Origin of the sequence: Thermobaculum terrenum ATCC BAA-798, from assembly GCF_000025005.1 — a bacterium.
Taxonomy (GTDB): domain Bacteria; phylum Chloroflexota; class Chloroflexia; order Thermobaculales; family Thermobaculaceae; genus Thermobaculum; species Thermobaculum terrenum.
In genome coordinates this window covers 733,482-752,581 of record NC_013526.1, presented here as the reverse complement: position 1 = coordinate 752,581, position 19,100 = coordinate 733,482, and the positions used below count along the sequence as shown (strand labels likewise).

The window sequence follows — 19,100 nt, the reverse complement described above, 5'->3', positions numbered from 1 at the left end:
GTATGGAGAGAACATCCAGTTATGCCGACCATAGGGAAGAGCTCGTCAGGAGGCTCAACCGCATAGAGGGGCAGGTGCGGGGCACCGGAGGATGATCGAGGAAGATCGCTACTGCCTCGATGTCGTCCAGCAGATAAGCGCCATGAACGCTGCCGCCCAGGAGGTGGCGCTGATCGTGCTCGAGGACCACCTGCGCAAGTGCGTGGCGGAGGCCGTCGAGGGCGAGGGCAGGGAGGCCGCGATCAGGGAGATGATCCGCGTCCTGCGCAAGACCGTGAGGGCTTGAGCCGTGAGAGCTGTGGATAGGCACCTTGGTCTCGGCCTGCTGTTCTGCGCACTGCTGGCGCTGGCCCTGCACTCCACGCACCTGCCGATGACGGTGGAGCACGTGCTCGACCACTCATCAGCGCACACCGTGGTGGACGCCGGGCACGACGGCCAGGTCTGGGCTGGGCAGCACCCACGGGATGCCTGTGCTGCCGGCATCAGCGCGGACCTGGCCAGGAAGGCAGCCGCCGTAGCCGTGATGCCCCAGGCGCGCACGCAGCTGTACCGTGTCGTTCCCAGTCCGCCGATGGGGCACATAGCGCAGTTGGATGCCGGGCAGTCGCGTGACAAGCTACGAGCTGCCATGCAGGTGTTTCGCATTTAGTAGTCCTCCCCATCGCAGCCGGGCATACAGCATGTGAGCTATAGAAGGGAGGACTAACTGTGAGGATCCTAAAGTTGCTATCCGTGACGATGCTGCTCCTGCTGGTGGCGTGCGGGGGCGGAGCCTCTCCGGGGGCTACCCCGTCACCGACCACTGGGCAGGGAGCGGCAGGCAGTGAGATGCCTATGACCCCTGTGCCCACCGAGGCGCACGGGATGATGCCGCCCATGGACGGAGGTCACGGGGGAGAGGCCCACATGCCCTTCGACCAGATGTTCATCATTGGCATGACGGCGCACCATCAGTCGGCCATCGACATGGCCAAGATCGCGCTGCAGAGGGCTGAGCACCCGGAGGTCAAGCAGCTCGCAAGGGAGATCATCAAGGCCCAGCAGGCCGAGATCGACCAGATGCGCGATTGGTACAGGCAGTGGTACGGCGCAAGCCAGGTCCCGCGGCCTGATGAGGACATGATGGGATCCATGCCCGGGATGCACGGGGAGGGCATGATGGGCACCGATCTGGATGAGCTGCGGCGGGCCAAGCCTTTCGATAAGGCCTTCATAGATGCCATGATCCCTCACCACCAGGGGGCGGTCTCGATGGCGCGGATGGCGCTGCGCAGAGCCGAGCACCCGGAGGTGAGGAAGATGGCGCAGAACATAATCGAGACCCAGCAGGCCGAGATCGACCAGATGCGCCGCTGGCGCAAGGCATGGTACGGCGCTCCCTGATCCATTCACCGCAGGCGGGGAAGACCCCGCCTGCCAACTACGCCGCGACCCGGCGCTGGTGATGACCCCTTACTCCACCTCGCGCATGGCCCTGGCGGCCAGCCCAAGGAGGGCGAAGATGTAGAGCACGAGCACCAGGAAGTTCAGCCAGACATCCCCGAGGGATCCACCGGGCAGGATCATCTCCTGAATCACTTTGTTGGCGTAGCGGAGGGGGAACGCCCTGCCCAGCCAGTCCGCCCACGTCGGGAGCCGATCCGGATCCACCAGCAGCCCAGATAGGAAGGCCGAGGGAACGATGATCATCGGCACGAACGGGAAGACCTGCCCCTCGTGGCGGGCGAAAGTTGAGATGAAGATGCCCAGCATCACCGAGGCGATCGCCAGCAGCCATATCACCACGAACAGCACCAGCAGCGTGCCGGCGCTGTAGCTGAGGCCGAACAACAGGAGCGCCTCCGAGAGCGCCGCGACCGCCTGCAGCGTGGCCAGCCCTAAGTAGCCCAGCAGGTAGCCGCCGATGATCTCGTGCCTCTGGTAGCCGTTGATGAACATCCGCTCCATGGTCCCCGCCGTCCGCTCCTGCACCAGCACGATGGCGCTGAGCAGGAACGCCAGGAAGTGCACGAGGAACGCCGCGATCGGCACCGCGTAGCGGGCGACGTCGAATCCCGGGGGCATGGTGTCGAAGAAGAGCTTCAGGAAGTACACTATCACGAGCGGGGCGATTATCGAGAGCCCGAGCAGCCGCCTGTCGTGCGCCAGCTGCGCGAGCACCCTGCGGGCCACCAGTGATGTCCTCCTCATTGTGCCACCTCCTGCCAAAGCGAGAGGATCACTTCCTCCAGGGAGGCCGGGCTCACGCTCACGGCCTCCACGCTGGGCCTGAGGCCGTACGGCCTCAGCGCCTCGGCCAGGTCCTCGGGGGTGCCCCCTATGAGCACCTCGTGCGTGCGCCCTTGCTCCCGCACGCGGAGGTGGGCCCTGCCGTGCTCCACGAGCTGGCGCGGCGGGGCGTCTGCTATCACCTTGCCCTGCAGGAGAATCGCCAGGCGATCGCACAGCATCGCCTCGTCCATCAGGTGCGTGCTGATGAGGACCGTGGTGCCCTCTGAGGTCAGCCGACGGAACAGCTCCCAGAACCTGGCCCTCAGGTGCGGGTCCACCCCTGCGGTCGGCTCGTCGAGGAACAGCACGCGCGGGCTATGGACCAGCGCCGCGGCCAGGGACACCCGGTTCTTCATGCCTCCGGATAGAGTGTGCACGGGATCATCGGCCCTGCCGGTCAGGTCGGTGAGCTCCAACACCTCCTCGACCCTCTTATCCAGGCCGTGGCTCATGTGCGCGCCGCCGAAGAAGGCGATGTTGCCGCGTGCCGACAGGTCCTCGTAGAGGGCGGGCGACTGCGGCATGTAGCCTATCTGCTGGCGAAGCTGCCGGCGCTGCCTGAGGGGGTCAAGCCCGAGCACGCGCACGCTGCCCCCGCTGGGGCGCAGCGCCCCCACGAGCGCCTTGATGAGCGTGGTCTTGCCCGCGCCGTTGGGCCCGAGCAAACCGAAGAGGCAGCCCTCTGGCACGGCCAGGTCGATCCCCCGCAGCGCTTCCGTGCGGCCGTAGAGCTTGGTCAACCCTTGTACCTCAATCGCCGTCATCTCCTGCCTCCTGTGGATGAGGTCTAAGGCCATCCAGGAAAGTCTCGATCATGGTGGCGACGTACTCCTCGTCCGTGGGGCCGTGCTCCCGCAGCTGCGGGAGCAGCACATGGGACAGCCCCATGGGGAACAGCATGCCCAGGAAGGCTCTCGCGCTCGCGCGCACGTCGTGGGGCCGCAGCCTCCCGAGCTGCACCTGGCGCTCCAGGTACGTCTCGAGGAACCGCAACACCCTCATGGGGCCGCGGGCCACCACCGGGTCGAACAGCTTTGGGTGACGCGGGGCCTCCCCCAGGAGCAGTCGGGCCAGCCTGATCGTCACCGGGCGGGACACGAACTCCCCGTAGGCGTCCGCCACCTTGCGGAGCAGGGCGTCCGGTGGGAGGTCCAGGAGCGCCTCCGGATCCCGGAAGGACTGCAGGAAGGACAGCTGGCTCTCCACTGCGGAGGCGAACAGCTCCTCCTTGCCTCCCGGAAAGTACCAGTAGATGAGGGCCGGGGACTGCAAGCTGGCGCGCTCGGCGATGCCCTTGATGGTGGCGCCATGGAAACCCTTCTCAGAGAACTCCTCGAACGCCGCGCGCAGGATCTGTTGCCTGCGATCCTCACCTTCCATGCCTCCCTCCTGGCCGAGTGGTGCCACGGCCATTATACTGTTGATTGAACGTTCATTCAAGAGCTGCGGAGATGGATTCTTCCCGGGGCCGTCCGCGCGGTCGGCCCTAGATCGGTGCCTTGCCCGGTTGGTGATGCGGGAGCAAGGTTCGCGTGAGGTGCGGCAGCCGCTGCACCGTTTGAGGGGTGCGCGAGCGATGGGTACCCTGGTTGACCACCCCAGTCCCGAGACGTCCCACGGCGTCCATATCTCTTGAATGCCCGTTGGCTGCGCTGCCTATGGGCTCGGCTGTCGTCGCTGGCCTGCCGGGGAGGTGTGCCTGTACGGTGTTGGAGGCGTTCTCCTAGGGAGTCATGGGAGGATGCTTGCTCCGTCCGTGGGACGGCTGGATGGGCTGCGTCGCGGGCTCACCCTGCGCCTGAGGCTGCTGCCTGTCCCCGACTGGCCGGAGTGCTCCCCGTGTCCAGGCGCATCAACCCCAACGACTCCCCGGACGTCTCCCAACCTATGGAGCTGCTACGACCACGCGTCAGCCCCACTTCAACTACCTATGGACCGAAACCTCGAGAGGCCCATGTGCCGCCGGCATCAGCTCTGTGCCAGGGCCAGGCCTCGAGGGCTTCCAGGTCTTCTCCTGAATCGTCGAGTGAGAGAGCGTCCTCTAAGGTGCCCTCTATCTTGGGTACCAAAGCGAGCGGCTGCGGGACAGAGGACTCCGCGCCGCCATAGCCCGCCCGCGCCCCTAGGAAGCAATCGTTGGGCGTCGCTGGGCATCTCCGTAGGATGCCCAGCACTCGGCCTCTGATCTCCACCGGTAGACTACCCTCCGGCGGCAGGAAGGACTGGCCATCCTGGGTGATGGCTTGCCGCTGCATCTCTGGATGGGCCACCTTGCCGCGGCGAGCTGCGACCTCACTCCGGGAGTGCCGTATCTCGATCGCAGGCGGGATGAAACACCCTGGCGTGGACCTCGAACGCCGCAGGTACGATCGCTGAGACGTACACCCCAAAGCCCCGGGGCCCATCACCCCACAGGGATCGAGACGCGGCGGTATTCACGGGGCCAAGCTAGCATCCACCTCGACGCGCAGCATGGCCTTAAGGGTACATCGCGAGCAGCAAGGTCGTCCGTTTGGGGTATTGACAACAGCCTCTTTTGGGTTTATAAGAGCTATAACAGTATTGGTATATACATCATGACATCATAAAGTACGGAGAGGTGCGTTGTATCGCAGGGCCCCGGTGCCGTTGTACTACCAGCTGAAAGAGCTCATCCGCGACAAGATCCGCTCCGGGGAGTGGGCGGAGGGCATGCGGCTCCCTTCGGAGAGGGAGCTGTGCGAGCAGTACGGGGTGAGCCGGATGACTGTCCGGCAGTCCATCACCGACCTCGTTCACGAGGGGCTATTGTACAGGGAGCAGGGCAGGGGCACGTTTGTGCGCAGGGCTCGCATCAACCAGCAGCTGGACAGGCTCACCAGCTTCACCGAGGACATGCTTAACAGGGGGCAGACGCCTAACGCCAGGGTGTTGTCCGCCGGTATGTGCGAGGCCGATTCCATGGTGGCCGAGAGGCTCCAGTTGCCCCCGGGACAGGAAGTGTTCCGGCTCTACCGCCTGCGGACCTCTGACGGGGAACCGCTGGCGTTGGAGCTCACCCACATCTACTTTCCGGGGTGCGAGAGGCTTTTAGAGGAGGATCTCGAACACAACTCGCTGTACGTGCTGCTCGAAACTAAATACGGGATAGCCCTGGTGGAGGCCTTGCAGGAGGTGGAGGCCGGACTGGCCGGCAAGGAGGAGGCGAACCTGCTTAGGATATCCCCGGGGTCTCCGGTGCTGCTGACCCGTAGGACCACGTACACCGACCACGGTCATCCAGTGGAGTACGCTGTGTCGACCTACAGAGGCGACAGATACACTTTCTGTACCCGTCTTACCAGGGAATGGAGGTGAGGTATATAGGTCTAAGGGCTTGAGAACAGCACCCAGTAAAGATCAGGCAGGAGGAGCAAGATGAGTCACTACAGGATAAATCGCAGGCGTTTTCTGCAGGCATCGGCGGCGGCGTTGCCGGCGCTGATCGCGGCCTGCGGGGGCGCTGGCACATCTACCCCCACAGCCCCACAGGCCAAGCCAGCCATCACCCCCACGGCCGCGCCCCACGTAAGCGGCCCCAGCGGAGCCAGCGTCACGTTGACGGTGCTGACGCATTGGGGGGACCAGAGCTTGCTGAAGGCGCTGACTCCTTGGTTCGAGGAGTGCGCCCGCAAGGTAAACGTCCGCATCGTGCACCAGACGGTCGCCTTCGACCAGCTGCTGACGAAGATCATGACCGGCAGGCTGGGAGGCCAGTCCGTAGACATCTATCATTTCTATAACCTGTGGCTGCCGGACTTCGTGGGCAGCGACCTCCTGGCGCCCCCTCCGGTGGACGTAGTCGACGACATCAAGAGCAGCTACGGCCAAGGCTCCGTGGAGGGCGTGACCTACAACGGGCAGGTCTGGGGATATCCCACGGAGGTCGACTCCTATCAGCTGATATACAACAAGCGCATCTTCGATGAGGCCGGCGTGGACGAGGTGCCCAAGACCTGGGACGACGTCAGGGCCGCGGCGAAGCGGTGCACCAAGAAGGACTCGAACGGCAAGATATCCCAGGCCGGATTCATGCTCATAAAGGGCTGGGACTCAGGGGTGGTGCACCCCTGGCTCTCCTTGCTGTGGTCCAACGGCGGCGAGTTCGTCTCGAAGGACTACTCGCGAGCCCTGTTCAACCAGCAGCCCGGTGTGCAGACCCTCGGGTTCGAGATGGACCTGATCAACGACGGTTCGGTCAACCTGGGCTTTGGGCTGGAGGACTTCGTTTCCGGCAAAGCTGCCATGACGATCATGGCCAACTGGTGGGGGGCATCCCTCCGAGCATCCTCTCTGGGCATCAAGAGCTTTGGCTCTGCACCCATCCCGTACAACGACGGCCATGAGTCGGTGGCGCTGCAGTACAACTGGCTGTGGGGGGTTGACAAGAACAGCCCACACGCGGACATTGCCTGGAAGTTCATCGAATGCCTCAACAGTCCCAGGAACGGTAAGGCCTCGCCCATGGGGGAGTACCTTACCACCGGGCTGAACGCCTTACCCAGCCAGTTGTCCGACCAAAAGGCCCTGGCCAACAGGATCAACGACCCGTTCATCAAGCCGTTCGTAGATGCCCTCCGCAACGCGCGTACCGAGCCGATCATACCTGGCGCTCAGGAGATCAAGACGTCTCTGCAGAAACAGATAGAGGCGGCCTGGTACAAGCAGAAGTCACCCAAGGAGGCGCTGGATACGGCGGCTCAGGAGGCCGACCGCATCTTGAAAGAGAAGAGGCAGTAGCAGCCCATGCGCACGATCAGTGCCACAAAGGAAGCAGCACGTGAGAGGCGCGCGCACCGCAGGGTGCTCGGCAGGAAGGCGGTAGCGGGCTACCTATTCATAGCCCCCTCCATCGCCTTCCTGTTGGTCTTCGCTCTCATCCCCTTCCTGTTCACCATCTACGTGAGCCTGCACGACTGGAACATGCTGGTCCCCCTGAGCAGAGCGCGCTTTCTGGGGTTCGAGAACTACCGCTATCTGTTGTTCGAGGATCCCCTGTTCTGGCAGACGTTCAGGAACAGCGTCGTGTTCGCCTTGGGCAACGTTGTGCTGACCATGGCGCTGTCCCTGGCGGTGGCGCTGCTGCTCAACTCCCGCCTGCGGCTGAGGGCTCTCTGGAGGTCGGCCTTCTTCATGCCCTACGTTACCTCTTCTGTGGCCATCGCCATCGTGTGGTCTAACCTCTATCACCCCACGTATGGGCTGTTCAACGGTGTCCTCCAGTTCTTGGGGTTGCCGACGCTGGATTTCACGAACAGCCCAAGCCAGGCGATGCCCAGCCTTATCGCTACCTCCATTTGGCACGAGTTGGGATACTACATGATCATCTTCCTGGCGGGGCTGCAGAGCATTCCTGGCGAGGTGTACGATGCCGCCAAGGTGGACGGGGCTGGTAGCTGGCAGCAGTTCTGGAGGATCACCTTGCCGCTGCTTCGCCCCACGATCCTGTTCGTCGCCGTGATCATCACGCTGTCGTCCCTGCAGGTGTTCGACCTGCCTTTCATCCTTACCAACGGCGGGCCCGTCAACTCGACGAACACGCTGGTGCTGTACATGTACCAGACGGCATTTCAGTTCCTGCGCATGGGACGAGCTACAGCTATGGCGATCCTGCTGTTCGTCGTCGTGTTTGCCATGACCTTGATCCAGCTACGCCTGTTGAGGGAGAGAGAATGAGCGCACAACTCAGGCCATCGAGCGCGTTCCTGAACGCTCTGAAGTACTTGGTGCTATCGGTGGGGGCGTTTCTCATGCTGCTGCCGTTCATCTGGATGATCCTGGCCTCGCTGATGACCTCCGCGGAGGTCATGGCTCGTCCCCTGGTGTGGTTCCCGCACAGCCCGCAGCTTGAGAACTACATCCGGCTGCGAGAGGTCCTGCCCCTCGGCAGGATGTACTTCAACAGCCTCTTCGTGGCCCTGACCACCACCTTGGGCATACTGCTCACCAGCTCGCTCTCCGGGTACGGCTTCGCCAAGTTTCAATTTCCGGGGCGCGATCTCCTTTTCGTCTTGGTGCTGGCCACCATCATGATCCCCTTCTTCGTCGTGCTCATCCCTGTGTTCTACATAGTGAAGGAGCTCGGTTGGGTGAACTCGTACTGGGGACTGATAGTACCGAACATCGTGACCGCCTTCGGCATATTCCTGATGCGCCAGTACATGCTGAGCCTGCCGGAGGAGCTGCTGGATGCGGCTAGGATAGACGGCGCGTCGGAGTTCCGGATCTACTGGCAGATCGCCGTCCCTCTGAGCGCTCCGGCGCTGAGCGCGCTGGGCATACTGGCTTTCGTCTACCAATGGAACAACTTCCTCTGGCCGCTCGTGGTGGTGAGGTCCTCGGACATGTGGACGATCCCGCTGGGGCTCAACAGCCTGAAGGTCTACGCCAGCAGCCCACAGGTGATCAACCTGCAGATGGCGGGCTCCGCGCTGGCGATCGTCCCGGTGGTGCTGGTGTTCCTGGCGCTGCAGCGGTACTTCGTGCAAGGTATAGCTATGACTGGTATGAAGGGGTGAGGATCCATGGATAAAGCATACATCTCCGTTCGGCCCTATCGGGCCACCGATGAGGAAGCCCTGCTCAGGGTGTGGAACTCGGCGCTGGTGGTGGACCCCATCAACCCCGCTACCTGGCGCTCCAAGGTGCTGCTCGATCCTAACTTCGATCCGGAGGGCTGCCTGGTAGCCGAGTGCGAAGGACAGCTAAGGGGCTTCGTCCTGTCGCTCAGACGGCGGGTACCGTTCTTCAACGACGGCCTCCAGCCGGAGCAGGCCTGGATCACGGCCTTCGGGGTCGAGCCGGATTGGCAAGGCAGGGGTATCGGGCGCAGGCTGCTGGATGAGGCGCTGCAGCGGCTGAGGAGCCTGGGGGCGAGGACCGTCGCGATCTCGCCGTACGTGCCCAACTACTTCACCCCCGGCGTCGATGTGCACGCCTACGGGAGGGCGGTGGAGTGGCTGCTGCGCGATAGCTGGGAGGTCGTGGAGCGTCCCCTCAGCATGCGCGCCGAGCTCACGGGCTTCCAGATACCGGCCCACATCCAGGAGGTGGAGGAGAGGCTGCGCGGCGAGGGGGTGGTGGTGAGGGAGGTCGAACCTGGGGACATAGTGCCTGTGCTGGCGTTCGTCCAGCAGCACTTCACCTGGGACTGGCACCGTGAGGCCTCGGGGGTGCTGGGAGACCTGTTTGCCGGTGACCCTCGCACGGTGGGGATGGTGGTGGCCTTCCTGGAGGAAGAGGTCGTGGGGTACGCCCAACACAGGGCTGAGCGCTTTGGCCCCTTTGGGGTGAACCCTGACCTCAGGAGCCGTGGCATAGGCAGGGTGTTGCTCGCGCACATGCTCCTGGAGATGCGGAAGAAGGGTTATCACGCTGCATGGTTCCTCTGGACCGGCGACTATGCGGCGAAGCTATACTCGCAGTGTGGTTTTCATGAGGTGAGGCGATTTGCCGTGCTCAAGAAAGATCTGTAGGAGGTGAGTTGTGGAGTCGCACAAGTGCATCATGGTAGTAGGGGCCCACGCTGCCGATGCCGAGATCATGGGCGGAGCTGCCGTGCTGTTGCACGTCCGCGCGGGTTGGCGAGCGGTGCTGGTCCATATGACGGGAGGTGAGAAGGGCAGCCCCACCCTGACGCCGGAGGAGTACCTCCAGATCAAGCGCGAGGAGGCGCAGCGGGCCGCCGAGATCCTGGGGGCCGAGTGCGTCATGCTCCCCTATCCGGACGGCGAGCTACCAGTCAATGAGGAGGCGCAGTGGATGGTGGCCGACCTCATTCGCAAGCATCGGCCGTCCGTGATCCTCACCCACTGGAGGGGGAGCTTCCACAGGGATCACAACAACACCCACGATAACGTGATGGCCTCGCTGTTCTTTGCAGGGCTGAAGGCGTTCAAGCGGGAATATCCCGAACACTCGCCGTCCCGGGTGTACTTCGCGGAGAACTGGGAGGATATGGAGGGCTTCAGGCCCGAGGTGTACCTGGACGTCACCGAGGTATGGGACCGGTACCTGGAGGCCATCCACGCCTACAGCCTCTTCCGGGGTGAGGTGGTATCCTTCAGGTACGAGCAGTGGTACGACGGGGCCAGCCGCATGCGGGGGGCGGAGGCGGGCTGCGAGCGCGCCGTGGCGCTCATGCGTCCTGCCAGCTACTACAGCGTCAGGCAGCGTATGGGTCTCCTCACAGAGTAAGTGGGGAGGGAGCAGCCGCCTAGCGCTGAGATCAAGCTGCCTCAATGGTGACCTGGCCGCCGACGACACATTCCCCGGAGCGCTCGGCTGCCTGTGGGGCCAAGTAGCTGGCCCATCTCTCGGCTCTCACTATGTATAACCTAGGCGGCCTCTGGTGTGGGTCGGGCCATGCTGTCCAACTTGGTTGCACACTACGGGGGGGCTGCCTCGATGCATCGTCCTGTGGATGTACGAACCTTCTAGTAAAGAAGGATTTGTCTCGAGTATGTGCCTCGAGCGCGCCCCCGATCTACCGCAGCATGCCGAGATATGGGGGCGGATCGGCCTTGGCCTCTTGAGAAGCGTTACCCATGGGGTCAGCGCTCTCTGTGAGGCGCGCGGGCTCCGGAGCGAAGGAGACTGGGTATCCTTGTGGGTGTCCAGCGCACCGCAGTACTACCCCAGCGGGTGGCTGAGAACCACACCTTGGGGTGTGTCGGGCCGCGATCTCCCCGTACTACCATGAGGGTGCAAAGCTCGCAGCTGGAGGCAAGATCATGAGGGTGCTAGTACCGCTGGATGGCTCTGATCTCTCGGAGAAGGCGATCCCTTGGGGCAAACTCTTGGCGAAGGGGCCATCCGGCGGCCTGGTCCTGCTGAGGGCGGTCTCGCCGCATATGTCGGCGGGGAACCTGCTCGAGGCGTTCAACGCTGCTGAGCGATACCTGGACGAGAAGGCATCCCAGCTGAGGGATGCTAGTACGAAGGTCGAGGCGACCGTCCACATAGGGGAGCCGGTGGAGGTGATCGTGCGCGCGTCGATCCTGGAGGGAGCCGACCTGATCGTGATGACCACGCACGGGCGGACGGGTGTGGGCAGATGGTTGTACGGCAGCGTCGCCGAGGGCGTGCTCGCTCGCGCTCGATCACCGGTGATGCTGGTCCGAGGGTGGACTGATGAGTCGATGGCGCCGACCGAGGTCGCCACCATCTTGGTGCCCCTGGACGGCACGGACTTCGCCGAGGCCGCCTTGCCCCTTGCTAGAGAGATCGCGAGGATGCTTCCGGCCAAGTTGGTGCTGTTCAGAGTGGCCAGCGCGAGAGCGCAGCAGGGGGCGGTCCTGACCGAAACAGCCCCTGATACCTTCCGCTACTCAGAGGCCCCCGAAGAGGTGGCGCGGCTGGAGGCCGAGAGCTACCTCCAAAGGGTTGCCAGCGATTGCGGGCGGCACGGGGTGGACGCCGAGGTGGACGTGGCCCTCGGCGATCCGGGGAGGGAGATATGCCGGGCGGAGCGTGGCCACGGGGCGGGGCTGGTGGTGATGACCACGCACGCTCGTACCGGCCTCGAGCGGCTGGTGCTGGGCAGCGTGGCGACCGAGGTGCTGCGCTGCGGCGCCGCCCCGTTGGTGCTGCTTGCCAGGCGTCCTTAGGCGCGGGCTGAGGGTGACAAGGGAGGGAAATGTCGTGGATGCGGATCGTGACGTAAAGGTGGCCGTGGTGTACTACTCCAGGTTCGGCTCGGTGGCCGCGATGGCCCAGGCGGTGGCGGAGGGCTGCAGGCGAGTGCCAGGCGCTGAGGTCCTGCTGTATCGCATAGGCGAGGAGCCGCCGCCGGAGCTGGCAGACCTGCGAGCCGCTGATGCCCTCGTAGTGGGCACCCCGGCGTACTTCGGCAACGCGGCATCGCCGGCGCTCTCTTTCTTCGAGACCCTGCTCTCTGGGCAGGTAGGCGCCAAAGTCGAGGGCCGGGCACCTTGGTGGCACCAGATGTTCCAGGACAAGGTGGGGGCAGCCTTCGTCAGCTGCGGCGCGGAGCACGCCGGCAGCGAGCATGCCCTGCAGGCCGTGCTCAGGCTCATGATGCACCTGGGGATGGTCGTGGTGACCCCAGGGCTACCGGAACCTATGTTCGTGGAGCATAGGTCCCCTTACGGCGCTGTGGCGGTCGCTGGTCCGGGCGGCGACCGACCTCCGAACCTGACGGAGCTGGATGCCGCCAGGGAGCTGGGGGAGAGGGTCGCCACGGTGGCCATGTGGCTGCGGCTGGGGCGGATCGCCGCGATGACGCCCTAGCCGCTGGCCTGGAGGAGCGTGGGTCGGGGCCTCGCCAGGGACCGCTCTCGAGATCTACCCTAAGGAGAAATCAGATGATGTCCAACACTCACGAACCCACTACACTGAGGAGGATTGTGGTGCCGCTCGACGGCTCCGAGCTCGCTGAGCAGGCGCTGCCGTATGCCCAGGTCCTGGCGGAGCGCAGCGGCGCGGAGATCTTGCTGGTGCGGGTGGTGCCTGCCGAATGGCCTGGTGGCCCCGCGGAGGCGCGAGAACACCTCCTTGAGGTCCAAGAGGCGCGCAGCTACCTAGGCGAGATAGCCGGCAGGATCGAGGCCCGGGGGGTGAGGGCGCTGAGGTCCGTGCTGCAGGGGGTGCCGGCCGCGCGGATCGCCGCGGAGGCGCAGGACGCCGACCTGATCGTGATGACCACGCACGGCCGCAGCGGCGTGTTTCGGTTCCTGTACGGCAGCGTCGCCGAGGGCGTGCTCGCGCGGGCGAAGGTGCCCGTGATGCTGGTCCGGGCATGGATACATAACCCCGACGTCGATAGGCTCGGCCAGGCCCCCGTGCTGCTGGTACCCCTGGACGGCTCGGCGTTTGCCGAGGCCGCCATCCCATTCGCGGCGCTGCTGGCCGATACCTTGGGGGGAGAGATGGTGCTGGTGCGGGCCGTGTATCCCCCCACCCTCACGCTCGCCAATGAGTGGATGGCGACCTCCTACCTCCAGGAGGAGCTGGAGGTGCGGGAGGAGGGCGCCCGGAGCTACCTGGAGGCGGTGGCTCGTAGGTGGTCCGGCGGCAGGAGGCCGCGCACGTACGTGGGCGTCGGGGCGCCGGTCGAGGTGATAGATGACGCGGCCCGCGAGGTGGGGGCGGCGTTGGTGGTGATGGCCACGCATGGCAGGGGCGCAACCACTCGGCTGTTGCTGGGCAGCGTGGCGCACTCGGTGCTCCTCAGGGGCACAGCTCCCCTGGTGCTTGTCCGCCCGACGGGCGGTGCCGTGGAGGGGGCGGGCACAGGCAGCGCCGCCGCAGTGGGTGAGGAGGGCGGCCATCCTAAGGGGTAGGGCAAGACTGCCCCCTAGGTAGCGCGGAACAACCCCATGGAGTGTTCTGGCTGAGGGCTCGAAGGGCTATGCTGAGAACTGGAAACGGCTCTAATAACCTAACGGGAGGTACTTACGATGAGAGTTGCTATGGCAGACCCCACACAGATTCCGGAGCCCAGCATCACTCGGTTCTTGTTCGCCGACTCCAGGATGGCGATCTTCTGGCTGGTGGTGAGGCTCTATGTGGGTTACGAGTGGCTGCGAGCTGGGTGGGAGAAGATCGTTGACCCATCTGGAGTCTGGGTGGGCTCCAAGGCCGGGGCGGCGGTGGCGGGATTTGCCAAGGGGGCGCTGGCCAAGACGGGCGGCGAGCACCCCGACGTGCAGGGGTGGTACGCCTGGTTCCTGCGAGAGCTGGTGATCCCCCATGCCGCGCTGTTCAGCTACCTGGTGGCGTGGGGGGAGGTGCTGGTGGGCATCGCGCTGATCCTGGGGGTGCTCACGGGGATAGCGGCCTTCTTCGGTGCCGTGATGAACGCCAACTACCTGCTGGCGGGCGCGGTCTCCACCAACCCCATCCTGCTCATCGGGGCCATAGGGCTCATGCTCGCCTGGAGGATAGCGGGGTACATCGGTCTCGACAGGTACGTCCTGCCCCTGGTCGGGGTGCCGGGGCACGCGGGACCGATGGCCGAGAGGATCCTCCATCGCCATGCCTCTCCGGCGGTCACGCCTCGGTAGGCATGCGCTCCAGATCTCTGCCGGCCGGCTCTTGCCGGCCGGCCCTTAGCTTGCGCAGACGGCAGCGGATTGAGGCCCTCGTCCTCTAGGAGAGCGGGCGGGTGGGGTCGTGCTGCTTGCTCTTGAGGTGGTGGAGCTTCCTCCGAGTCAGCCGGCACTGGCTGGCCTGGGGGCAGGGCCTGCTGTGGGCTTGGGTAGGTAGGCGCCCGAAGCCGTGCCCTGAGGCACTTGATGAGAGGAGCTCGAATCATGAGGGTTCAACATTTGGAGAGGAAGCTGCTGGCTTTGCTGGACGGCTTCTTGGGGCTCACAGCCCTCGGAGGAGTCCTCGGCCTGCTGCTGGGATACACGCCCCCTATCGACAGGCTCCAGGGCTCGCTGTTTGCCAGCTACACCATTCCGGGCTTGGCGCTGATGCTGCTTGTAGGTGGTAGCGCGATGGTGGCTACGTGGCTGCAATCCAAACGCCACCCGCTGGGTCTACAGATATCTCTCGTGTCCGGCCTAATGCTCATGGCTTTTGAGGCCGTGGAGCTGCTAGTCGTCGGCTACACTTGGCTTCTGGGGTGCTACGTTGCCGTTGGGCTCGCGATCGTTGCCCTGTCCCTGCGACAGCAGTTCCGGCACCCCAAGGAAGGCCGCCGTGTGTGAGCGGGGGATGGGCGAGCGCCAGCTCTCGGATTTGAGCGAGCGGGAGGCGCGTAGGAGGCTCAGGGAGGTCGGCCCCAACGAACCTGTGCAGGGGAGGCGCGTCGGGGCCGTCGGCCGGCTGCTGGCGCCTCTGGCCAACCCTTTGTCGCTCCTCCTGCTGACCGCGGCCGGGGCTTCGGCGCTCGTTGGCGAACAGGTCAACGCCGCCATCATCGTGGCTATGGTGATGCTCTCCAGCGCCCTCAGCTACCTGCAGATCCACCGCTCGCAGCGGGCGATCGAGCGGCTGAGGGCCCAAGCCGTGCCCACCGCCAAGGTGCTGCGTGATGGAACCTGGCGGGTCGTCCCACGCCGCGAGGTAGTACCGGGGGATCTGGTGAGGCTCGTGGCGGGGGATCCCGTGCCAGCCGACGGCTGGCTGCTGGTGTCCGAGGGGCTGCAGGTACAGGAGTCCGTGCTGACCGGCGAGTCCCTGCCGGTGGAGAAGCCGCCAGGCAGGGACTCGCGCGTCTACCTGGGCACGTACGTGGTGAGCGGCAGCGGCGTCGTGCGCGTCACCGCCACGGGGGCGCGCACGCAGTTCGGGGAGATCGCGGCCAGGCTATCCGAGCGACAGCCTGAGACCGAGTTCGAGCGAGGGCTGCGGACGTTCAGCGTCCTCATCCTGAGGGTGATCGTGTTCTTGGTGGGGTTCGTGCTAATGGCCAGCCTCATGCGGAGGCGCGACCCTCTGGAGGCGCTGCTCTTCTCCGTTGCCCTGGCGGTGGGGCTCACACCCGAGTTCCTGCCCATGGTCACGACGATCGCCCTCGCCCACGGCGCCATGAGGATGGCCAGTCACCGCGTGATCGTCAAGCACCTGCCGGCGATCCAAAACCTCGGGAGCATCGACGTGCTGTGCAGCGACAAGACGGGCACGCTCACCACCGGGGAGATGCGGCTGGTGGAGCACCTGGATGCCCTGGGCTCGCCGAGCGACAGGGTGTTGGAGCTGGCCCTCCTCAACAGCTACTACTCTGCAGGAGCAGACAACCCACTGGATGCCGCCATCCTCGCCCACGTAAAAGCCCCAGCCCCCAGTTACATCAAGGTGAGGGAGCTGCCGTTCGATTTCGATCGACGTAGGTTGTCGGTGATGTTGGAGGGCAGTGAGGGGTACCTGTTGGTCACGAAGGGGGCTCCGGAGAGCGTGCTCCCCATCTGCTCCAGCTACGAGGCGGGCGGTGAGGTCCTCCCCCTGGACGAAGCGGCGCGGGAGCGCTGCCTGCAGGCCCCAGAGCGCCTGGGCGCTCTGGGCCACAGGGTGCTGGCTGTGGCCTACAAGCTGATGGATCAGCCCTCTCAGCTAGCCGAGTCGAAGCTGGTGCTGGCGGGGTTCCTAGCCTTCCTCGATCCCCCGCTGGACGACGCCGGGAGCTCGATCGCCGCGCTGGCGGCGGACGGGGTGAAGGTCAAGATCCTCACCGGGGATAGCGAGCTGGTGGCCAGGCACGTCTGTGCCAGCGTGGGCGTGGATGCCTCGCGCGTCGTCCTAGGGGCGCAGGTGGACGCACTCGATGACGCCGGCTTGGGACGGCTCGCCGAGGATGTCCAGGTGTTCGCCCGCGTGTCGCCCGCCCAAAAGAGCCGCATCATCCTGGCGCTGCGTGGCAGGGGCCACGTGGTGGGCTACCTGGGGGACGGCATCAACGATGCTCCGGCCCTGCGGAACGCCGACGTGGGGATCTCGGCCGCCAAGGGGGCGGAGGTGGCCAAGGATGCGGCCGACGTCGTGCTATCAGAGCGCAGCCTGCGAGTTCTCCACGAAGGGATCGTGCACGGTCGCAGGGCCTTCGGCAACGTCATGAAGTACATCTTGATGGGCACCAGCTCAAACTTCGGGAACGTGATCAGCATGGCCGCCGCGGCCGTGCTGTTGCCCTTCCTGCCCCTGCTGCCCACACAGGTGCTGCTGAACAACTTCCTGTACGATCTCGCGCAGGTCAGCATACCCACCGATAACGTGGATCCGACCTTCGTGCGCAAGCCGAGGCGGTGGGACTTGGGCTTGGTCCGGGAGTTCATGCTGGTCATGGGGCCCGTGAGCTCAGGCTTCGACCTACTCACCTTCGCCGTCCTGCTCAAGCTGTTCCACTCTTCGGAGAGTATGTTCCACACGGGTTGGTTCGTGGAGTCCCTAGCGACCCAGACCTTGGTCGTGCTCGTGATCCGGACGTTCGGCAACCCCCTCGCGTCGCTGCCCAGCAAACCGCTGGCGGCGACGGTCGCGTCGGTGGTCCTCCTGGGCATGGCGCTGCCCTACTCTCCCCTGGCCGGCAAGCTAGGCTTCGTGCCGTTGCCCGCCGGCTACCTGCTGATCCTGGCGTGTCTCGTGGCGGCGTACCTGATCGTGACGGAGCTGGTCAAGCGCTGGCTGTATTCGCGGCACCTGGGTCGGCCGCGGAATTCAACCCTGCAGGGGCAACCTGACCGTGAAGGTCGAGCCTGATCCCTCCTTGCTGTCCACCTCGATCGTCCCGCCGTGTTGCTCTACTATCTGCTTGGCGCTGGCCAGGCCCATCCCGGTGCCGCCGGAGCTGCCCTTGGCGTTGCTCGCCCGGTAGAAGCGGTCGAACACGCGCCGCAGCTCCGCCGCAGGTATGCCGATGCCGTGGTCCCGCACCGTCAACACGCCTACCCCGCTGTTGGCGTCCCCCTCCAAGCGGACGCTGACCTCTACGTCCCCTCCCTCGGGGCTGTACTTGATGGCGTTGGACAGCAGGTTGGCGACCACCCGCTGCAGGCGGGCGGCGTCCCACATACCGATGGGCTCCGGTTGGTCGATCCTGAGCCGCAGCTGGTGCCCCCGAGCGGTCTTCCTGAAGTCCTCGACGGCCTGCAGGGCGATCTCCGCCAGCGATACCGGGCGCCGCGCAAGCTCCAGCTCCTGGCCGCTCTGCAGGCGGGCTATGTCCAGGAGCTCCTGGACCTGGTCGGCCATCTGGTGGATGGTACGCTCCATATTGCCCAGTATGGCCTTGAGGCCTGGATCCTCGTCCCGGCCACTGGTTGTGAGCTGCAGCCTGAGGGCCTGGAGGTACGTACCGGCGGTGGCCAGGGGGGTCTTGAGGTCGTGAGTGATCATGGCCAGGAAGTCGTTCCTGGTCTTGATCGCATCCTGCAGTTCCTGATAGAGATGGGCGTTGTCCAGCGCCACGCCGGCGCGCCGGCCGAGCTCCTCCCCCAGCGCCAGCTCCTCCTCCTTGTATCTGTCGAGCTCACTGGAGAGGAGCAGTATAGTGCCCAGCACCCGATCTCTAGCCACGAGTGGTGCGCAGAGGTACGAGCGCGGCGCGAGTGCCTCCAACAGGCGCAGTTGGCTAGAAGATCCTCCCAACCCGGCCTCGTCGGGCCGGGAAGACAGGCAAGCGCGGCCGGTGCGCAGCACCCTCCACACTGGGTGGTCGCTGCCCGGCTCGGCAGCGTACTCGCCCAGCGCCTCCTGGAGGCGCGCTTCCAGATCGCTGTCCTTGTGGCTGATCGCCACCCTCTGGAGGCGGCCATCGCCCCCCAGCACATCCACGATGCAGCAGTCAGCTAGCCTGGGCACCGGCAGGCGAGCCGTCACCTGCAGCACGGTGTCGCGGTCGATGGCGGAGGCGAGCAACCTGCTGGCCTCCGAGAGGAATCGCAAGCCCTCCTCCAGACGCTTGCGAGGTGTGATGTCTCGCACCGCGGCCGACACGAGCAGGCCATGCTCCGTGTCCAGTGGGCTGAGGCTGATCTCCACGGGGAATTCCGTGCCATCCTTGCGCCTCGCCCAGAGCTCCAGCCCTATCCCCATGGGCCTGGTACGGGGCGCTCGGTAGTACTCTTGGCGGTGGTGCCGGTGGATCTCTCTCAGCTGCTCGGGCAGCAGGATCTCGATCGTCTGCCCGAGCAGCTCCTCCCTGGGGTACCCGAAGAGCTGCTCGGTCCGCGAGTTGGCGAAGAGGATCAATCCCTCGCAGTCGACCGTGAGGATCGCATCGGGCGCCATCTCCAGTAGCTGCCTGAGAACGCCCTCATCTAGGCGATGGTTGTGGGCATCTGTTCTCATCTCCCCTCCTCCCCCAAAGCTTGCTGGTGCGGTCATTATACCATCGGTTGCGC

General features: G+C 65.1%; 21 protein-coding genes. 15 read left to right on the top strand and 6 right to left on the bottom strand.

Annotated features, from left to right (window positions below; translation table 11 throughout):
* Positions 1–142 precede the first annotated feature (142 nt).
* Genes TTER_RS16160 through TTER_RS12980 form a run of 3 tightly spaced genes read left to right on the top strand, consistent with a single transcriptional unit; the run spans position 143 to position 1,386 of the window.
* A complete protein-coding gene (locus TTER_RS16160; protein WP_241215256.1) occupies positions 143–286 on the top strand; it encodes a metal-sensing transcriptional repressor in 144 nt (47 codons plus the stop codon).
* Positions 287–289: 3 nt separating this feature from the next.
* Positions 290–652, top strand: a complete 363-nt coding sequence (locus TTER_RS12985) for a hypothetical protein (RefSeq protein ID WP_012876501.1) — start codon at positions 290–292, stop codon at positions 650–652.
* A gap of 59 nt (positions 653–711) precedes the next feature.
* Complete coding sequence (locus tag TTER_RS12980; RefSeq protein WP_012876500.1) at positions 712–1,386, top strand: DUF305 domain-containing protein; 675 nt, start codon at positions 712–714, stop codon at positions 1,384–1,386.
* A 69-nt stretch (positions 1,387–1,455) separates the two neighbouring features.
* Here TTER_RS12980 and TTER_RS12975 read toward each other — a convergent pair whose 3' ends face one another.
* The 5 genes from TTER_RS12975 to TTER_RS15900 form a co-directional block, all read right to left on the bottom strand.
* Complete coding sequence (locus tag TTER_RS12975) at positions 1,456–2,193, bottom strand: ABC transporter permease (RefSeq protein ID WP_012876499.1); 738 nt, start codon at positions 2,191–2,193, stop codon at positions 1,456–1,458.
* Entirely contained in the window at positions 2,190–3,071 is an 882-nt protein-coding gene (locus TTER_RS12970) for an ABC transporter ATP-binding protein (protein WP_241215255.1), read from the bottom strand. The genes TTER_RS12975 and TTER_RS12970 overlap by 4 nt, the downstream gene beginning before the upstream one ends.
* Positions 3,025–3,654 (bottom strand): TetR/AcrR family transcriptional regulator, encoded by a 630-nt coding sequence (locus tag TTER_RS12965; protein WP_012876497.1) that lies wholly within the window; start codon positions 3,652–3,654, stop codon positions 3,025–3,027. Before TTER_RS12965 ends, TTER_RS12970 begins: the two co-directional genes overlap by 47 nt.
* Before the next feature lie 548 nt (positions 3,655–4,202).
* The gene (locus TTER_RS12960) at positions 4,203–4,529 is read right to left on the bottom strand and encodes a hypothetical protein (RefSeq protein ID WP_012876496.1); all 327 of its coding nucleotides are present in this window, start codon (positions 4,527–4,529) and stop codon (positions 4,203–4,205) included.
* Between the two features lie 37 nt (positions 4,530–4,566).
* Complete coding sequence (locus TTER_RS15900; protein ID WP_169302705.1) at positions 4,567–4,713, bottom strand: hypothetical protein; 147 nt, start codon at positions 4,711–4,713, stop codon at positions 4,567–4,569.
* A 183-nt stretch (positions 4,714–4,896) separates the two neighbouring features.
* On the opposite strand from TTER_RS15900, the gene TTER_RS12955 reads away from it, so the two are divergent.
* The 12 genes from TTER_RS12955 (at position 4,897) to mgtA (ending at position 17,457) form a co-directional block, all read left to right on the top strand.
* Positions 4,897–5,610: a GntR family transcriptional regulator gene (locus tag TTER_RS12955; RefSeq protein ID WP_241215295.1), complete on the top strand. Its 714-nt coding sequence runs from the start codon at positions 4,897–4,899 to the stop codon at positions 5,608–5,610.
* Between the two features lie 60 nt (positions 5,611–5,670).
* Positions 5,671–7,032: an ABC transporter substrate-binding protein gene (locus tag TTER_RS12950; RefSeq protein WP_012876494.1), complete on the top strand. Its 1,362-nt coding sequence runs from the start codon at positions 5,671–5,673 to the stop codon at positions 7,030–7,032.
* A gap of 6 nt (positions 7,033–7,038) precedes the next feature.
* On the top strand, positions 7,039–7,968 hold the full coding sequence (locus TTER_RS12945; RefSeq protein WP_012876493.1) for a carbohydrate ABC transporter permease: 930 nt from the start codon (positions 7,039–7,041) through the stop codon (positions 7,966–7,968).
* A complete protein-coding gene (locus TTER_RS12940) occupies positions 7,965–8,810 on the top strand; it encodes a carbohydrate ABC transporter permease (RefSeq protein WP_012876492.1) in 846 nt (281 codons plus the stop codon). The genes TTER_RS12945 and TTER_RS12940 overlap by 4 nt, the downstream gene beginning before the upstream one ends.
* Positions 8,811–8,816: 6 nt before the next feature.
* Positions 8,817–9,767: a GNAT family N-acetyltransferase gene (locus tag TTER_RS12935; protein WP_012876491.1), complete on the top strand. Its 951-nt coding sequence runs from the start codon at positions 8,817–8,819 to the stop codon at positions 9,765–9,767.
* 10 nt (positions 9,768–9,777) lie between these two features.
* Positions 9,778–10,488 (top strand): PIG-L deacetylase family protein, encoded by a 711-nt coding sequence (locus tag TTER_RS12930; RefSeq protein ID WP_012876490.1) that lies wholly within the window; start codon positions 9,778–9,780, stop codon positions 10,486–10,488.
* A 470-nt stretch (positions 10,489–10,958) separates the two neighbouring features.
* Positions 10,959–11,900 carry a universal stress protein gene (locus tag TTER_RS12925; protein WP_148212028.1) on the top strand — a complete coding sequence of 314 codons (942 nt, stop codon included), beginning with the start codon at positions 10,959–10,961 and terminating at the stop codon, positions 11,898–11,900.
* 34 nt (positions 11,901–11,934) lie between these two features.
* Positions 11,935–12,543 (top strand): NAD(P)H-dependent oxidoreductase, encoded by a 609-nt coding sequence (locus tag TTER_RS12920; RefSeq protein ID WP_012876488.1) that lies wholly within the window; start codon positions 11,935–11,937, stop codon positions 12,541–12,543.
* Positions 12,544–12,617: 74 nt separating this feature from the next.
* Complete coding sequence (locus TTER_RS12915; protein ID WP_012876487.1) at positions 12,618–13,595, top strand: universal stress protein; 978 nt, start codon at positions 12,618–12,620, stop codon at positions 13,593–13,595.
* A gap of 117 nt (positions 13,596–13,712) precedes the next feature.
* Positions 13,713–14,318 (top strand): DoxX family protein, encoded by a 606-nt coding sequence (locus TTER_RS12910; RefSeq protein ID WP_148212027.1) that lies wholly within the window; start codon positions 13,713–13,715, stop codon positions 14,316–14,318.
* A gap of 249 nt (positions 14,319–14,567) precedes the next feature.
* Positions 14,568–14,969 carry a hypothetical protein gene (locus TTER_RS12905; protein ID WP_012876485.1) on the top strand — a complete coding sequence of 134 codons (402 nt, stop codon included), beginning with the start codon at positions 14,568–14,570 and terminating at the stop codon, positions 14,967–14,969.
* A gap of 7 nt (positions 14,970–14,976) precedes the next feature.
* Positions 14,977–17,457 carry a magnesium-translocating P-type ATPase gene (gene mgtA, locus TTER_RS12900; protein ID WP_012876484.1) on the top strand — a complete coding sequence of 827 codons (2,481 nt, stop codon included), beginning with the start codon at positions 14,977–14,979 and terminating at the stop codon, positions 17,455–17,457.
* Here mgtA and TTER_RS12895 read toward each other — a convergent pair.
* Positions 17,416–19,047 (bottom strand): sensor histidine kinase, encoded by a 1,632-nt coding sequence (locus tag TTER_RS12895; protein WP_012876483.1) that lies wholly within the window; start codon positions 19,045–19,047, stop codon positions 17,416–17,418. The genes mgtA and TTER_RS12895 overlap by 42 nt on opposite strands.
* Between the last annotated feature and the right edge of the window lie 53 nt (positions 19,048–19,100).

Coding starts and splice junctions, on each gene's coding strand:
- TTER_RS12905 (WP_012876485.1), top strand. CDS start 14,568: ATGAGGGTTCAACATTTGGAGAGGAAGCTGCTGGCTTTGCTGGACGGC.
- TTER_RS12945 (WP_012876493.1), top strand. CDS start 7,039: ATGCGCACGATCAGTGCCACAAAGGAAGCAGCACGTGAGAGGCGCGCG.
- TTER_RS12910 (WP_148212027.1), top strand. CDS start 13,713: ATGAGAGTTGCTATGGCAGACCCCACACAGATTCCGGAGCCCAGCATC.
- TTER_RS12915 (WP_012876487.1), top strand. CDS start 12,618: ATGATGTCCAACACTCACGAACCCACTACACTGAGGAGGATTGTGGTG.
- TTER_RS12975 (WP_012876499.1), bottom strand. CDS start 2,193: ATGAGGAGGACATCACTGGTGGCCCGCAGGGTGCTCGCGCAGCTGGCG.
- TTER_RS12965 (WP_012876497.1), bottom strand. CDS start 3,654: ATGGAAGGTGAGGATCGCAGGCAACAGATCCTGCGCGCGGCGTTCGAG.
- TTER_RS12935 (WP_012876491.1), top strand. CDS start 8,817: ATGGATAAAGCATACATCTCCGTTCGGCCCTATCGGGCCACCGATGAG.
- mgtA (WP_012876484.1), top strand. CDS start 14,977: ATGGGCGAGCGCCAGCTCTCGGATTTGAGCGAGCGGGAGGCGCGTAGG.
- TTER_RS12940 (WP_012876492.1), top strand. CDS start 7,965: ATGAGCGCACAACTCAGGCCATCGAGCGCGTTCCTGAACGCTCTGAAG.
- TTER_RS12970 (WP_241215255.1), bottom strand. CDS start 3,071: ATGGCCTTAGACCTCATCCACAGGAGGCAGGAGATGACGGCGATTGAG.
- TTER_RS12960 (WP_012876496.1), bottom strand. CDS start 4,529: ATGCAGCGGCAAGCCATCACCCAGGATGGCCAGTCCTTCCTGCCGCCG.
- TTER_RS12950 (WP_012876494.1), top strand. CDS start 5,671: ATGAGTCACTACAGGATAAATCGCAGGCGTTTTCTGCAGGCATCGGCG.
- TTER_RS16160 (WP_241215256.1), top strand. CDS start 143: ATGAACGCTGCCGCCCAGGAGGTGGCGCTGATCGTGCTCGAGGACCAC.
- TTER_RS12895 (WP_012876483.1), bottom strand. CDS start 19,047: ATGAGAACAGATGCCCACAACCATCGCCTAGATGAGGGCGTTCTCAGG.